Here is a 16,002-nt window from a genome sequence, read left to right on the forward strand (position 1 = left end):
TCGCTAAAGTCCCTGCAAGCGCGGTGTTTTCAATCCACCAACAATTTGGGTCAATTCGATTAATGAAGTTGCGATTCGCGCTCATCCAATGCGACCTCTAGCCAATTAGCTATAGTCGCCAGCGGACTTCCCGGAGTAAAAACCTGAGCCACCCCCATCTCCATGAGTGGAATGATGTCAGCCTCTGGGATGATACCACCAACGATTATTAGGACATCCTCAGAACCTGCGTTCTTCAGCTCTGATATCACCTTGGGCACCAATGTCATATGTGCCCCAGACAAAAGTGAGAGGCCCAAGGCGTCAGCATCCTCTTGGACTACAGCTTGCACGACCTGTTCGGGCGTCTGATGAAGTCCTGTATAAATTACCTCAAAGCCTGCGTCTCTAAGCGCTCTTGCTATAACCTTTGCACCTCGGTCGTGACCGTCAAGGCCAGGCTTGCCTACTACTACTCGATAAGGACGTTCCACGGCTCTTTATAATAGGCATAAACCACTACCGAATTGCCAACCGAAAGGCTAATTAACTTGTTTTTTAGATCAAATTTCACCATTATGGCTATAAAAAGCTATCATTGTCCAAAAATCGCCACCGACTGGCAAATTGACCCACCGACAAATCGCAAAAACAGCCCTTTGCACAACCTCTAAATCTTGCGCGAGGTGTTGATCCAATAAGGCGCGCGGATCTGAGCTTTCAGAATCTTACCGGCCAAAGAACGAGGGATCTCACCAGAAAACTCAATCTTGCGAGGAACCTTATAACCCGAAAGATGTGCCCGGCAAAAATCAGCTAGCTCGGTTGCTAACTCATCCGTGGCTTTTTCTGGATCCACCAGTGACACGATTGCTAGAACACTCTCGCCAAACTCATCGTCTGGGATCCCAATCACCGCAACGTCAAGCACGCCAGGATGTTTGTGAAAGACAGCTTCAATCTCGGCAGGATAGATATTTACCCCACCCGATATGATCATGTCAATTTTGCGATCCGAGATAAATAGATAACCGTCTTCATCTAGGTATCCAATATCGCCAACTGTGAAATATCCCTCGCCAATCATGGTCGACTTAGTCTTATCAGGCTCATTGTGATAGTGAAAGCTCCGTTGAGATCGAGCAGCAATTATTCCCGGAACACCAGCGGACATAGGCTCGCCATCGTCGTTTAGGATTGCAACTTCAACTCCAGGTACGGCCTTTCCTATCGAGCCTGGCTTGGCAGCGGCCTCACTTGCTGTGATCATGGTATTTACGCCAAGCTCAGTTGAACCATAGTATTCAGTTACACAATCGCCAAAGAGCTCAATTATCTCGGCTTTGACTACCGGAGGACACGGTGCTGCGCCGTGCCAAATCTTTACCAAAGAAGAGAGATCAAACGACGAGCGCACCTGCGGATCAAGCTTTAAGATTCTCACAAATTGCGTTGGAACCAAATGAATATTGGTTATTTTAAAGCGCTCTATTGCCCTGAGAGTTTCAAGTGGATCAAATTTACCTTGAATTATCGTAGATGATCCCCACAACATGGGTAAAAAGGCATAGAGCCACTGTCCAGAGTGATAGATAGGGCCATCTAGCAAAGTCACGCCCGGACGGGGAGTTCCAATGCGCGCATTGTAGGCTAGGGCAAAGGCTGACAAAGTTGTGCCCGGTGGCAAAAGACTTCCCCTCACCCCCTTAGGCCTGCCTGTGGTCCCAGAGGTATAAAACATCGGGGTTCCAAAGACAGTCTCTTCCAAATCGCCTTGGACTCCAGGGTGCAAGATAGCGTCCTCATAAGAGATTGATCCAATTGCATCTGTCAGTTGGTGATCGCCATATTCAAAAACAATCCCGCTATAGCCCGACAGAGCAATCGCATTGCCAGCAATCTCAAAAAGTTGAGAGTCCACAAAGAGAGCCTTAGGCTGGGCATCGCTTAGGATATAACTCAGCTCCTGAGCCGATGAATGCCAATTTATCGGGGTATACCTAATCCCACCTACAGTGGCTGCGAGCAGGGTCTCCATATACTCGACACGATTAAAAGAAAAGATTGCTATCAAGTCATCTGGGGCGATATCGTGCTCTTGTAGCGCTCCTAGGAGATTGGTTACCCGCGCAAGAGACTCATGTCGCGAAAGACTCGAACGAGAATCGACCAACCAATTAGAGTCATCACCGAGGCTTGCCAGACCTTCTAAAAAAAATTTCATGCCAAAGACTAACTTAACGAAAAAGCGGTTTTGACCTATTTGGCCAAATTCCCCTACCCTATGGATTTTGGCTACCAAACCAACTCCTAAGGGCCAAAACTTTTCCCAAAACTTTTCTGGGCCTCCTAATTAGCGATTAGAAGCCAACAGAACTACAAAAAATCAACAAGCTACAAAACGTTCCTTACGATTCCCACTTCAAAAGGTGGCGTAGCTATCTTGATTAGCTCAGCTTGGCAAAGCTGATGTGCCTGGGCAGCTTGATTTACCTGGGCAGCTTGGCTGGAACAAATCTTATCCAAATAGATTAAAAACTCAGATCTCAAAATTACCAAGGCCTAGCTGCAGCCACCAAGGCTGCGCCATAACCATCAAAGGCTATCGTCCCCTCAGTCGGCTAAGGTTCATTTCTTTTTAGCACAATACGCCAAGGAGACCGCTTCTGGGCGAATAGATTTTAGTCGTACTTAAATTCCTTGCCATATAAGCAGGTATAAAGATATCTCGAGGAGTCACAGTGGAGCAGATCTCACTTGGCAAAATAGCAGACCAATATCTAAAGGCAACAACGGAACTTGACCCAACAAGCGCGACATATTTTGGACTAGCTGGAGCCAACGATAGCTTCGGGGACTATTCTCCCGATGGAGCCAGAGCGTCTTTAGATCTCGCCATATCCACTCTGGCCCAATTATCCAAGGTCACAATCTCCAATGACAAAGACCGAATCGCCAAGGAGTCGATGGTTGAACGCCTCGGGCTGATAGTTGATCTCTTTGAGTCTAAAGAACACCTGAGAAACCTAAATGTAATAGAGAGCCCTCCACAGCAAATTCGCCAAATTTTCGACCTCATGAAAAAAGAGACCGACGATGACTTTAGCGACATAGCGGCTCGCCTTAGCCGAGTACCAAGTGCTCTTATTGGCTATCAAAAAAGTCTCGAAGAGGGACTTCGCCTTGGCGTTGCGGCTTCACCACGTCAAGCAAGTGAAGTTGCAAAGCAGGCACGCGCTTATGGCGGTAGCGACAATGTTGGCTTCTTTGCATCCCTGATTACCGAGTACGAAGGCAGCAATACACAAGTCAAAAACGACCTTGCCAGCGGGGCCGAGGTGGCATCTTTGGCATATCTCGAATTGGCGCAATACCTCAGTTTCTACGCCCAAAGGTCAAACGCTAAAGACGCAATCGGCCCTGATAGGTGGGCTCTAGAGTGCAGACGCTTCAACGGGATTGAAATAGATCCCACAGAGGCCTATGAATGGGGGTGGAATGAGGTCTTTCGCATCGATGACGAGATGGTCTCGATCGCTCGCGACCTATATCCCAACGCTACATTCGAAGAGGCGCTCATAGCTCTCGACGAACGACCGGGATATGTGATTGAAGGGGTGGAGACCTTCAGAGACTGGAACCAGGGACTCTTAGATAACACCATTTCAGAGCTAAATGGAGTCCACTTTGACATTCCTGTCCCGATCCAGAAGCTCCAAGCCATGATTGCACCGCCCGGCGGTGCTGCGGCAATGTATTACACAGGGCCAAGTGCTGATCTCTCTCGCCCAGGGCGGACTTGGTATCCAACCTTAGGACGCAATCGTTTTCCCCTTTGGACAGAGGTTTCAACCGCATACCATGAGGGCGTGCCGGGCCATCACCTACAGATCGGATACATTACCTACATGGGCGAGGAGCTCAACTCCTTTAGCAGACTCCTTGGCGAAATCTCTGGCCATATCGAGGGTTGGGCACTTTATGCCGAACGCCTTATGGATGAGTTGGGTTACCTTGGTGACCCGGTCTACAGACTTGGGATGCTAAGCGCTCAGGCGATGAGAGCTGCTCGAGTAGTCATCGACATTGGCCTTCACCATGGATTTATGATACCGCCTGGCCATCGTTTTCTAAAAGCTGGACCCTGGACGATCGAGAATGCAATAAATCTGCTGCAAGCCACTAGCGGCAGAGAACGAGCTTTTGCAGTCAGTGAGATCGACAGATACCTTGGGTGGCCCGCCCAAGCAACAAGTTATAAAATCGGAGAACGAATCTGGCGAGCGACCCGAGAAGCATCCAAAAAGGCTCAGGGTAAAGATTTTTCGCTCTCAAGATTTCATCAAAAGGGTTTTGAATTGGGATTTGTCGGCCTAGCGCAGCTACAGCGAGAATTGGGGCACTAACCCAGTTCACCAAAGGACCAATCGGATGAGCATAACGAATTAATGAACAACCAATTGGCAACCCAAGACAACCAGCAAAAGCAATGCTACGCCAGCAAAAGCGCGAGCTGCGAAAGAAAACCGCCCATGAACCGAAAACCGTCGTAACATTAGATCATCTACTTAGCACTCACCACCTAAGCCATCCTTACAAGAGTCGCCACTTAATATCGTAGTTTTGAAGATTTAAAACTTCCTAAAATATTCAAAAAATCCACAAAAGGCTAGAAGCCTTCAAATTCTGATATATAATAAATTAAACTATTCGGCAAAAGGAGGGCGAATCCATGAAGATTACATCGTATTCAGACCAGAGGCACTCGCTCTCACCCAATAGCTGATCACTCTAAAGTACGCTTAATTAGCGATCTTTCGCTGAGACAAAAGATCTTTAAATCTAATGACTCATAAGAGTCAACTCTCGATTTGAACCTTAGATAGGCTATCATCTATCGGTCATGAAGAAAAAGTGCTGCGACTAAGTCGATCGTCTTTTTCATAGTGATCTTCACCGATACAATAACTATCCCCATGGAGACAAATAGCCGCCTCAAAGCAGCTTCGATGATTTTTATCGATAAAAATCATCGACATTTAAGTCATATCTTCAATATGCCCCACAAAAATCTTACAAATTCAAGATCGAGATAACTAATGTTCAAAACGATATATTGCAAACCATCTAGTTTGCCAACTCGCCACCTTGATAATGAAATCTTGGCTGATAAAAATGATTATTTACCCATATATGATCACTACAAGCAAACGATGCTAAGCAATATATGAGTGACCTTTGATCTTATTTTAGACAAGTAAAACTCTAATTGTATTCCCAAGTTGCGGCCACTCAACTGAATAAAACAACCAAGAGCATTCCTACTCACGATTTTAATATCTCAAATCAAATAAAGAAGTCCTTAGATGGAAAAAAATTACAGACTAATCAAAGACAAAAATGCCAGGGCATTCCTTGGATCTCAGGCATTCTCATTTATCGGCTCAGGTGCGATGCCTATTGCCCTATCGTTCGCACTCTTGGATCATGGATTTTCTGCACTCTCCGTGGGGGGAGTTCTGGCAGCCACCGATCTACCCTTCGTACTCTTGCTGCTAGTAGGCGGCGTGATCGCCGACCGCTTCTCGCGAAAGGCAGTTGCAATCTCATCTGAGGTGGTACGTGCTCTTTTGGCTCTGGTCTTGGCCTACATTGTCATATGGGTCACTTTCACCCCCTTAGAGCTTGCAATCGTTGGGGCAGGATGGGGAGTTGCACGAGCCTTCTACGCTCCAACATTGACAGGAATGACACCTGAGATCTTCACTCAAGATGCGCTAGTAGCTGCAAATAGCTTTCGAGAAGGGGCGAGAGCCATTGGCAACCTTGGCGGTCCAGCCCTCGCAGGCTTTGGCGTAGCCTATCTAGGAGCCGGAAAGACCATCTTGATAATCGCGGTTTGCTATGCGATCTCTGGCCTATGGCTCTCCAAGGTAAGCGGCACGATAGCTCCAGATGTCGTTGAGAGATCATTTCTAGAGGACCTAAAGACGGGATATCGAGAAGTTCGCTCACAGACTTGGTGCTGGCTAACGATCATTGTCTACTCATTCATGCACCTTTTAGTCTTTGGACCCCTGGTGGTTCTTGGTCCGCTAATTGCAAAGCGCCATCTTGGTGGAGCAGCGACATGGGGAGTCATCTTAGCTTTTGAGGGAGTAGGAGGAATCTTGGGCGCAGTCGCTGCATCTAGATTTAAATTGAAACGACCATTGTGGAGCGCGAGTATCATCGCCCTACTTGGATCGCCATCATTTTTTCTTCTGGCCCTGAGAGTCTCCCCCGTATTTATCGCACCTTCAGTGGCAATGTTAGGCTTTGGCTTTTCATTCGTAGGGATCAACTGGGAGACGACGATTCAAAGGTTCTTTCCACAAGAAGCCATGTCTAGAGTCTCAGCATATGACATCTTCGGCTCAGTTGCCCTATATCCCCTAGGACAGGTCCTTGGCGGGCTAGAGACTCATTTTATGAGCGCATCACTAGCAACTATTGCCTGTGGTATCGCGTTGATAGCGACTTCGTTGATCCTAATTGGATCGAAATCAGTATATCGACTCAAATCAACCTAGATCTGCCAACATTTGGCAGATCTAGCTGGCAACCTCGACATCAATAACCATGACTAAAAGACATTGCCATAAACAGCCAGAGAGCTATCACGAACTTACCACTCCTAATAAATACAAAGAGGATAAATACGAAGAGGGCACGATCCACCAGCCATCTCTCTCAGAGAACCTCTACACCCCTTCCAATGCCCGCTAATGCGTTTTAAGGGGTAGCTTTTTAGGCCAGCTTGAGCGGTGCATAAGAGAGAATTAGCTTCTTTGAGCCAACACTGCTAAAGCGAATTGTCACAGAGGCGTTGTCGCCGTTGCCATCAATTGCAGTTACCACTCCCTCTCCCCAACTGCCATGGACAACTGGAATTCCGGGCTTTAGTTGACTCACACTAAGACGAGGTCCGCTATCAACCTTTGTAGAGTTCGACGTAGTTCCATATCGCTTCAAGGTAGAACTACTGAGCCCCGAAGCGCTCTGGACGACAGAGTCCCCCAAGTAACGACTACGACGCTCCTCGTAACTCAATCGAACAGAGACGTCCTCAATCAGACTAGGGGGTATCTCATCTAGGAAGCGAGATGGAATTGTCAATGACGACTCACCATATTGGGACCGTTGGTTTGCGCGAGTGAGATATAAAATCTCTCTAGCACGGGTCACTCCAACGTAACATAGTCGCCGCTCTTCTTCGAGCTCTTTAGGCTCATAGAGGGATCTTGAATGAGGGAAGATACCATCTTCTAATGCAGTCAAAAAGACAACTGGGTACTCCAAACCTTTGGCCGTATGAACTGTCATCAAAGTTACTACATCGTCTCCTTGGATTTGATCGGCTTGAGCTACAAGCGCAGAAGCATCCAAGAAGGCCTCGAGCGTCTCATGCTCAGAGGCAACCGATACCAGCTCAGAAAGGTTATCAAGACGAGATAGATTGTCAACACTATCGTTGGCAGCAAGTTCGCTGCGATAACCCGATTCATCCAAGAAGGCCTCGATCAATTCACCCGGAGGCATTTCGTCTCTCACATGACCCCGCAATGCCTCCATGAGCACCAAAAAGTCAGCAATCCCAGATTTTGCACGTCCAGTTACACCTGCTGCCTCATATTTCGAAAGAGCATCGACTAGGGTCGTTCCCATCTCGGCTGCTAGGGTTGCAACCTTAGCAATGCTTTGATCACCGATGCCTCGCTTGGGTACATTTATAACTCGTCTCAGGGCGATCTCGTCGGTGGGATTCTGAATCAGCCTCAGATAGCTCATCGTATCTTTGATCTCTCGGCGATCATAAAAGCGCGTTCCGCCCACGACACGATAGGGGATTCCGCGACGAATAAAGGCCTCTTCTACGGAGCGAGAATTCGAGTTGATCCGATAAAAGACTGCGAAATCACTGTATCTTCGACCGCCCGTCTCCCTCTCTCGCAAAATACTAGAAGCTATAAAATTTGACTCCTCTGAATCGTCGTCACCCACAAAGAGACGGACCTTTTCGCCCGAGCCCTGGTCGGTCCAGAGATTCTTAGCTTCTCGATATTGGTTGTTAGAGATGATCGAGTTAGCTACATCCAAGATCGTCTGAGTGCTTCGATAATTCTGCTCTAATTTGATTACAGCGACGTCCTCAAAGGCCTTTTCAAATTCCAAGATATTGCGCATATCTGCACCGCGAAAGCCATAGACGCTTTGGTCTGAATCTCCCACCACAAAGACGTTTCGACTTCGCTCTCCCAGTTGCATAACAAGAGCATTCTGTGCCACGTTGGTATCTTGATATTCATCTACCAAAAGATGAAAAAAGCGCCTCTGGTACTGCTCCAAGATGGCAGGGTATCGCTCAAAGAGTTCGTGAGTATTATAGATCAAATCATCAAAGTCCATGGCATTTGCCCCAAGCAACCGCTCTTGATATTGGGCGTAGACCTCAGCGACCTTACGTTCCATGATGTGAGTCGCCTTAGCCATCAACTCCTTTGGACCCAAGAGCTCACTCTTGGCATTTGAGATGCGACTTGCACTTTGGCGAGTTGGAAAGCGCTTAGTGTCAAGTCCCATTGAGGAAGAGATCAAAGAGATAAGCTTCTCGGCGTCGCCTTGGTCATAGATAACAAAGTTCTTCCGATACCCCAATGCCTCGGGGTGATTTCGCAATATCCGAACACATGCCGAGTGAAAGGTTGAGACCCACATCGACTTGGCAATAGGTCCCACCAGTTCGTTGACTCGCTCTTTCATCTCCGCTGCGGCCTTATTGGTAAAGGTAATAGCCAGGATGGATCCTGGATGGACCTCTTTCGCCTCGATCAGATAGGCAATACGCCTCGTCAAGACTCGAGTCTTTCCTGATCCTGCTCCCGCTATCACCAGTAAAGGACCACCATCATGGGAGACGGCGGCGGCCTGTGCTGGATTTAAGCCAGCTAGCAAAGGGTTATTGGAGTTTGTAATGGTCAAAAAACTATCCTAATCAAAGTCTAACAGGCTTAATAAAACCAAAACTATTCCCATTCGATGGTTGCCGGTGGCTTAGAAGTAATGTCATATACGACTCTATTTACCCCCTGGACCTCAGCCACAATGCGAGACGAGATGCGCTCAAGCAACTCATAAGGTAGCCGAGCCCAATCCGCAGTCATAGCATCGCTTGATTCAACTGCTCGCAAGATTATCGGATAGGCGTAGGATCGCTCGTCACCCATAACGCCTACCGATCTAATATCTGCTAGAACTGCAAAGCTTTGCCAAAGCGCCTTCTTGTCCAAATCAGCCCTTAGTACTTCCTCGCCTACGATACGGTCAGCAGCGCGTACGATCTCTACTCGCTCTCGCGTTACCTCGCCTACGATTCGAACGGCTAGACCTGGACCAGGAAATGGCTGACGCCAAACTATAGCCTCTGGGAGGCCGAGCTCTTCACCGATAGCTCGAACCTCGTCTTTGAATAGTTCCCGCAGTGGCTCGACTAATTCAAAGTCCATATCCTCAGGAAGGCCGCCTACGTTGTGGTGGGACTTGATTCGCGCTGCAGACTTGGTTCCTGACTCAATTACATCTGGATAAAGGGTTCCCTGAACTAAAAACTTGGCTCCAGATATATCCTTAGCAGCCGCTTCAAAAGTTCGAATAAAATCCTCACCAATTATCTTTCTCTTGGCCTCGGGATCCGTCACTCCTTCTAGGTGACTAAAAAATTTATCGCTGGCATCGATTGAGAGTAGATCGATCTCAAACTGCTCCCGAAAGGTCGCCTCTACCGTCTTGGATTCACCATGGCGCATCAATCCCGTATCCACATAGACGCAATGCAGCTGATCCCCGATTGCCCGGTGCACAAGCGCCGCTGCAACAGATGAGTCAACCCCACCCGAAAGTGCACATATAACATGGCTATTCCCCACTTGGCTTCGAATTCGATTGATCGAATCCTCGATAATCGAATAGTTCGTCCAAGATGGCTCCGCCCCTACGATCTTATGAAGGAAATTATCGAAGACCCTATAGCCATATTCACTATGTTCCACTTCTGGGTGGAACTGAAGTGCATATATCTTGGCAGCTGGATCAGCAAATGCGGCACAGGGCGCTTCAGGCGTAGATGCCAAAAGCTGAAAGTTCGGCGGCAGTTCTGTAACAGCATCGAAGTGGCTCATCCATACAACCGACTTCTCCGGCACGTCCTCCAGAAGAAGTTGCCGATTGATAACCTCTAGATTCACCTTGCCATACTCACCAGAGGCTCTTTTGGAGACAACTCCGCCCAAGTCATGCGAGATCAACTGAGCACCATAGCAAATTCCAAGGATCGGGATCCCCAAGCTATAGATTCTTTGATCTATTCGGGGGGCTCCCTCAACATTTACGCTCTTTGGACCACCCGATAGGATTATTGCACGTGGTGCAATAGCTTCAATCTGTTCGGAGGTGATAGAGCTAGGTACTATCTCGGAAAAGACGTGGTGTTCTCTAACTCTTCGAGCTATCAACTGGGCATACTGAGCCCCGAAATCCAATACAAGGACTTTGGACGATCGTAGAGTGTGCATTTGAACCTCGGCATTAGAAAGCGACTACGGTCCCGAACAAATTGAGTTCTGGTCTATTCAAGACTAGCGCTCGCCGATCTAAACAAGGATCGAAGAGCCATCCCCAAAAGCGCCAAAAACCACTTTAGGGCTAACGCAAAGCCGCAATCTCCAAAGGTGCAAAAGTTGACCAAAGAAGTCAACTCTGCCCCGGAACCAATAGATCATCACAACTTCATCCATGAGATACGTAATCCGACAAAAATATAAATCACCTGCATCTCGTAGATGAGACGCAGGTGATTTATAAAATCTATCGAGCTTATTGAAAGACCATCGCGGAGTCGCTTGAGCAACTACGCAAAAACCAAACCAATCCCCGAAGTCCTTTTAAAATACACCCATAAGGATCCAAAGAATACCGTCGGCCTGGTAGATCTCACTTATTTTGAAAAGCGGTCAATCATAGACTAGACCTTTTGATTCCAGCTGATCCAGCTACTAGTGGCCCATACCAACTCGTTGAGCTTGCTGAAGTGCCTTACCCTCAGTTTGAAGAGCAGGTGCAACCATAACCTCAGCCTTTTGGAACTCTTTGATTGTCTCGTATCCACACGTTGCCATCGATGTCTTTAGCGCACCAAAAAGGTTCAAACGTCCGTCGTTCTCACGAGCAGGACCAACAAGGATCTCCTTTAGAGAACCACGCTGAGAGACTGAGACTCTGGCACCTCGAGGTAAGGTTGGGTGGAATGTAGCCATTCCCCAGTGATAGCCCTTACCAGGGGCCTCATAGGCTGAAGCTAACGGCGAGCCGATCATAACTGCATCGGCACCACAGGCGATTGCTTTGGCGATGTCCCCGCCCTTACTCATTCCACCGTCAGCAATGACGTGGACGTAAACTCCGGTTTCATCCAAATGGCGCATCCGAGCGCCAGCGGCGTCAGCAATAGCGGTAGCTTGAGGCACGCCCAATCCGAGTACTCCTCGTGTGGTACATGCATTACCAGGACCGACGCCCACCAAAACTCCGACGGCTCCAGTTCGCATCAGGTGAAGTGCTGCTTGATACGAAGCGCATCCTCCAACGATAATTGGAACATCAAACTCACGAATGAACTTCTTCAGGTTGAGGGGTTCGTGATTTTTAGAGACGTGCTCCGCAGAGACGACAGTTCCTTGGATTACCAAAAGATCTAGCTCTCCAGCTAAAGCGGCCGGCGCAAGTTCAGGGGTACGTTGAGGAGTTAGCGATGCAGCCGCGGTAAGACCCGCAGCTTTAATCTGCCTAATTCGCTCAGTCACCAAAGTAGCCTTGATTGGTTCAGAGTAGATCTCTTGCATTCGCTCTGTAGCTTTTTCACTCGGAAGTGAAGCAATCTCGGCCAGGAATGGCTCTGGATCCTCATATCGAGTCCACAACCCCTCGAGGTTCAGAACTCCCAGTCCGCCTAAGCGACCAATCTCAATAGCTGTCGCTGGAGAAATTACTCCATCCATCGCAGATCCAAGAAGTGGGAGGTCAAATCGAAATGCATCGATCTCCCAAGTAATATCGACATCCTCTGGGTCACGAGTACGTCGCGAAGGTACGATTGCGATGTCGTCGAAGCCGTACGCACGGCGTCCGGACTTTCCCCTACCGATTTCGACTTCTGCCATCAAAAACCCTCCTTGGAGAAGTTAATGAGGCCATTTTCACAAAAGAAGCGTTCCATATGATCAGTATAACCACTTGACAACAAATTGCATTTGTGTTATACGCCACACCTAGGCGATTCTAGAAAATGACCTCAAAAATAGAATTTAGAGTCAAAGTCCTATGATCTTGAGGACTCCACGAGCCACAGCCTGGCTCATCTCATAGATAGCCGCATCACGGGCCTTGTCCACCTTGTCCATAATTCCTTCATCTCCTTCAGTCTCGCTCAAGGCGTCCAGAGTCGAGGTTACGGTCCTCTTGGCGGTTTCGGTTACTTCAAAACCGAGTGAGGTCAGCCTCTTAAAGATCTCGGAGCTAGAGACTGGTTCGGGTGCCGATCGAGCAATGAGCTCGATAGCAGCCTTTGCTAATTCACTGGTAACTTCAGTAGCACTACCCATAGCACCAGAAAGATCCGACGATCGTTTACTCATCTGATCAGCGCTATGTATCCATAGCTTCATCTTAGAGACGAGCTCTTCTAAAGTTTCAGCCTCAAACGTTACAGACGCCATTGGTCCATCTTCCCTTCGTACGTTGATCTCTTGGCGCGCCTCACTTCTGACGCAAACCCAGATATATTCTCTTTAGCGCTTGAACCGTAATGTATGCTGTGGCACCCCATACAAGATCATCATCGATGGCAAAAAAGTGCATCTCTCGTTCTTCATGACCACGTATCCAAACTTCCCGATGGTAGATCGCGCTCGAGAGGAGTTCTGCGATTGGAACTTCGATAACAGCTGCCACTTCATCTTCACTAGGGTAATAGATGGGGGATGAGACACTTGACATGGCCAAGTATGCCGACATTGAGATACCACTCGTTGACGTTGCCAACTCAGTAATCTTCCCCAGAATATCCAATGTGGATGGTTCGATTCCAATTTCCTCATAAGTCTCACGGATTGCGGCATCCATCGGAGTCTCGCCATGCTCGACCTTGCCACCGGGAAAGGCGATCTCTCCACTATGACTCTTTAGATGAAGGCTCCGCCTGGTAAAAACCATGGAAGGCGAGAAAGCGGATCCTGTCAATACCGCCAAGACGCCGGCAGGTCGTTTCATATCTCCGTCGGGCAGACTTGGTGCGGGTTTTGGTGCGAGATCTCGAGAGGCTTCACCCATGGAAAAAGCTCTAGCCAAGTCAAATCGATTCAAAGGTAAGGATTCTGCCAATTCATCCATCCAAACCGGCCGCTTCATCCGCCGAGTTAGCGGAGGTCTCGGAACTAATTGCCGATATCGACTGTCGAGTTCAATAATTTCACCCATCATTTACACATCACTATCCTGCCCCATAAGGTTCAATCAAACGATCAGGACCCCAGGGTCAGGCAAGATCATTTGGCTCTCCATCCGATAACACATTATTCCACAACACATTTTCTGACGTTCTGTTTCGTCAATGTAGACTTTGAGCCTTATACCTATCTCACAATAGCCATAAATACTTCAATTTGTGGACCTTTACTATTAGAAAAACTAATGGTTACCAAACAAAGGCCGACGTTCATTCCAGACATAGAGGACGGTCATCCTTTTAGAGTTCCCTCGTGATCACGATCTACATAAATAAAGCAGAACCCTATTAAATAAGATTTGGGCCAAGCGATTACTCACTTGGCCCAAATCTCAAACAATTTGAAGATTTTATCCCTTATAGAGATTGATAACCTTCAAAACTACATCATGCCGCCCATGCCGCCCATGCCGCCCATGCCGCCGGCGCCGCCGCCTGGCATAGCCGAATCGTTCTCAGATGGCCTCTCGGCGATCAAAGCTTCGGTCGTCAAAAGCAGTGCAGCGATTGAGGCTGCATTTTGAAGTGCAGATCGAGTGACCTTAGCTGGATCGATTACTCCCGCTTTTACGAGATCCTCATAAACTCCGGTTCGGGCATTGTAACCAATTGAACCCTCTTCGCGAGCAACTCCTTGGACTACAACAGCGCCTTCAACACCGGCATTATTTGCGATCCATCGAAGTGGCTCATCTAACGCCTTAGCAACAAGAATCGCTCCGGTTGCCTCATCGCCAGAGAGTGTAGCAGCTAGGTTTTCAACATCGATACGGCTACGAATCAATGCTGTGCCACCACCGGCAACAATACCTTCTTCGATTGCAGCTCGTGTAGCAGAGAGGGCATCTTCAATACGGTGCTTCTTCTCTTTGAGCTCAACCTCAGTGGCTGCTCCAACCTTGATTACAGCAACGCCACCAGCAAGCTTTGCCAGACGCTCCTGTAGCTTCTCGCGATCCCAATCCGAATCGGTAGCATCGATCTCTCGACGAATTTGAGCAACACGGCCCTCTACGTCATCCTTAGATCCATGTCCACCAATGATCTTGGTATCATCCTTGGTAACTTCGATACGTCGAGCCGTACCAAGTAAGTCAAGGGTGGCATTCTCGAGCTTGAGGCCAACCTCTTCTGCGATAACTTGGCCACCGGTAAGAACTGCCATGTCTTGTAGCATCGCCTTGCGACGCTCGCCAAAGCCGGGGGCCTTGACTGCTACCGAGGAGAAGGTTCCGCGGATCTTATTTACAACCAAAGTCGCTAGTGCTTCGCCGTCGACGTCCTCGGCAACTATTACTAGTTGCTTACCCGTCTTCATAACCTTCTCTAAGAGAGGCAAGATCTCGCTGACCGAACTAATCTTGGAGCCATAAAAGAGGATATAAGGATCCTCTACTATTGCCTCTTGACGATCCTGATTGGTAACAAAGTAAGGGGATAGATATCCCTTGTCAAATTGCATACCCTCAGTGAATTCAAGTTCAATACCAAAGGTATTGGACTCTTCAACCGAGACAGTTCCGTCTTTACCAACACGGTCGATGGCTTCCGCCAAAACATCGCCAATCGAGGTATCGGCCGCAGAAATTGATGCAATTTGAGCGAAGTCGGACTTCCCGTCAACAGGCTTAGCCTGCTTTTGGATCGACTCCACTGCTACTGCTACTGCCTTTTCGATGCCCTTCTTGAGCACCATTGGATTAGCACCAGCTGCTACGTTTCGCAATCCCTCACGAATAAGGGCTTGTGCTAAAACAGTTGCTGTTGTCGTGCCGTCTCCGGCTACGTCATTTGTCTTTGTCGCGACTTCTTTTACAAGCTGAGCACCCATATTCTCATATGGATCCTCTAGCTCGATCTCGCGGGCGATTGAAACGCCGTCGTTTGTGATTGTCGGAGCACCGAACTTCTTGGAAAGTACTACGTTTCGACCCTTTGGTCCCAACGTTACCTTCACAGTGTCGGCGAGTTTATTAACTCCGGCCTCAAGCGAACGACGTGCATTTTCGTCAAACTTGAGCATCTTTGACATCTACTTGGTCACCTTTGCTAGAACATCTCGCGAAGAGAGGATCAAAAGTTCTTCACCATCAACTGTGATTTCAGTGCCACCATACTTCGAGTAGACAACTGTGTCACCCACGACGATATCAAGAACGATAACTTCGCCGGTTGCATCTGCACGACGGCCTGGGCCAACTGCCAAGACCTCGCCCTGCTGTGGCTTTTCTTTCGCTGTATCCGGAATAACAAGCCCAGAAGCGGTCCGTTCTTCGGACTGCGCTGGCCTTACTACAATACGATCATCGAGTGGATTTAGCTTCATTTTCTCCCAAAGCCTCCTTGTGTGATTGACTTCACTTTTAATATAGTCTCGATTTTAGCACTCTCTACCTATGAGTGCTAAAACGATTTGTCACAAGGTT

At 48.2% G+C, this 16,002-nt stretch carries 11 protein-coding genes; 2 read left to right on the forward strand and 9 right to left on the reverse strand.

Going from position 1 to position 16,002, the window contains the following annotated elements:
- Positions 1-59: 59 nt before the first annotated feature.
- Both ACIDITHRIX25_RS96530 and ACIDITHRIX25_RS96535 read right to left on the reverse strand, forming a co-directional pair.
- The gene (locus ACIDITHRIX25_RS96530; RefSeq protein ID WP_052606577.1) at positions 60-473 is read right to left on the reverse strand and encodes a cobalamin B12-binding domain-containing protein; all 414 of its coding nucleotides are present in this window, start codon (positions 471-473) and stop codon (positions 60-62) included.
- Positions 474-649: 176 nt separating this feature from the next.
- Positions 650-2,203 (reverse strand): AMP-binding protein, encoded by a 1,554-nt coding sequence (locus ACIDITHRIX25_RS96535; RefSeq protein ID WP_201733298.1) that lies wholly within the window; start codon positions 2,201-2,203, stop codon positions 650-652.
- Positions 2,204-2,720: 517 nt separating this feature from the next.
- Here ACIDITHRIX25_RS96535 and ACIDITHRIX25_RS96540 point away from each other — a divergent pair.
- Positions 2,721-4,385 carry a DUF885 domain-containing protein gene (locus ACIDITHRIX25_RS96540; protein ID WP_201733299.1) on the forward strand — a complete coding sequence of 555 codons (1,665 nt, stop codon included), beginning with the start codon at positions 2,721-2,723 and terminating at the stop codon, positions 4,383-4,385.
- 960 nt (positions 4,386-5,345) lie between these two features.
- Positions 5,346-6,551, forward strand: a complete 1,206-nt coding sequence (locus ACIDITHRIX25_RS96545; RefSeq protein ID WP_201733300.1) for an MFS transporter — start codon at positions 5,346-5,348, stop codon at positions 6,549-6,551.
- Positions 6,552-6,768: 217 nt separating this feature from the next.
- On the opposite strand, the gene ACIDITHRIX25_RS96550 is transcribed toward ACIDITHRIX25_RS96545, so the two are convergent.
- The 7 genes from ACIDITHRIX25_RS96550 to groES form a co-directional block, all read right to left on the reverse strand.
- Positions 6,769-9,000, reverse strand: coding sequence for an ATP-dependent helicase (locus tag ACIDITHRIX25_RS96550; protein ID WP_249685746.1), 2,232 nt, complete (start codon positions 8,998-9,000; stop codon positions 6,769-6,771).
- 44 nt (positions 9,001-9,044) lie between these two features.
- Positions 9,045-10,589, reverse strand: a complete 1,545-nt coding sequence (guaA, locus tag ACIDITHRIX25_RS96555) for a glutamine-hydrolyzing GMP synthase (RefSeq protein ID WP_201733301.1) — start codon at positions 10,587-10,589, stop codon at positions 9,045-9,047.
- Positions 10,590-11,069: 480 nt separating this feature from the next.
- Complete coding sequence (locus ACIDITHRIX25_RS96560; protein WP_052606582.1) at positions 11,070-12,233, reverse strand: GuaB3 family IMP dehydrogenase-related protein; 1,164 nt, start codon at positions 12,231-12,233, stop codon at positions 11,070-11,072.
- 150 nt (positions 12,234-12,383) lie between these two features.
- Positions 12,384-12,788 carry a hypothetical protein gene (locus ACIDITHRIX25_RS96565; RefSeq protein ID WP_052606583.1) on the reverse strand — a complete coding sequence of 135 codons (405 nt, stop codon included), beginning with the start codon at positions 12,786-12,788 and terminating at the stop codon, positions 12,384-12,386.
- 40 nt (positions 12,789-12,828) lie between these two features.
- Positions 12,829-13,551: an NUDIX hydrolase gene (locus ACIDITHRIX25_RS96570; RefSeq protein WP_201733302.1), complete on the reverse strand. Its 723-nt coding sequence runs from the start codon at positions 13,549-13,551 to the stop codon at positions 12,829-12,831.
- Between the two features lie 407 nt (positions 13,552-13,958).
- Entirely contained in the window at positions 13,959-15,608 is a 1,650-nt protein-coding gene (groL, locus tag ACIDITHRIX25_RS96575; protein WP_052606585.1) for a chaperonin GroEL, read from the reverse strand.
- Entirely contained in the window at positions 15,609-15,902 is a 294-nt protein-coding gene (gene groES, locus ACIDITHRIX25_RS96580; protein ID WP_052606586.1) for a co-chaperone GroES, read from the reverse strand.
- Positions 15,903-16,002: the final 100 nt, after the last annotated feature.

It is taken from the genome of Acidithrix sp. C25 (assembly GCF_904848545.2).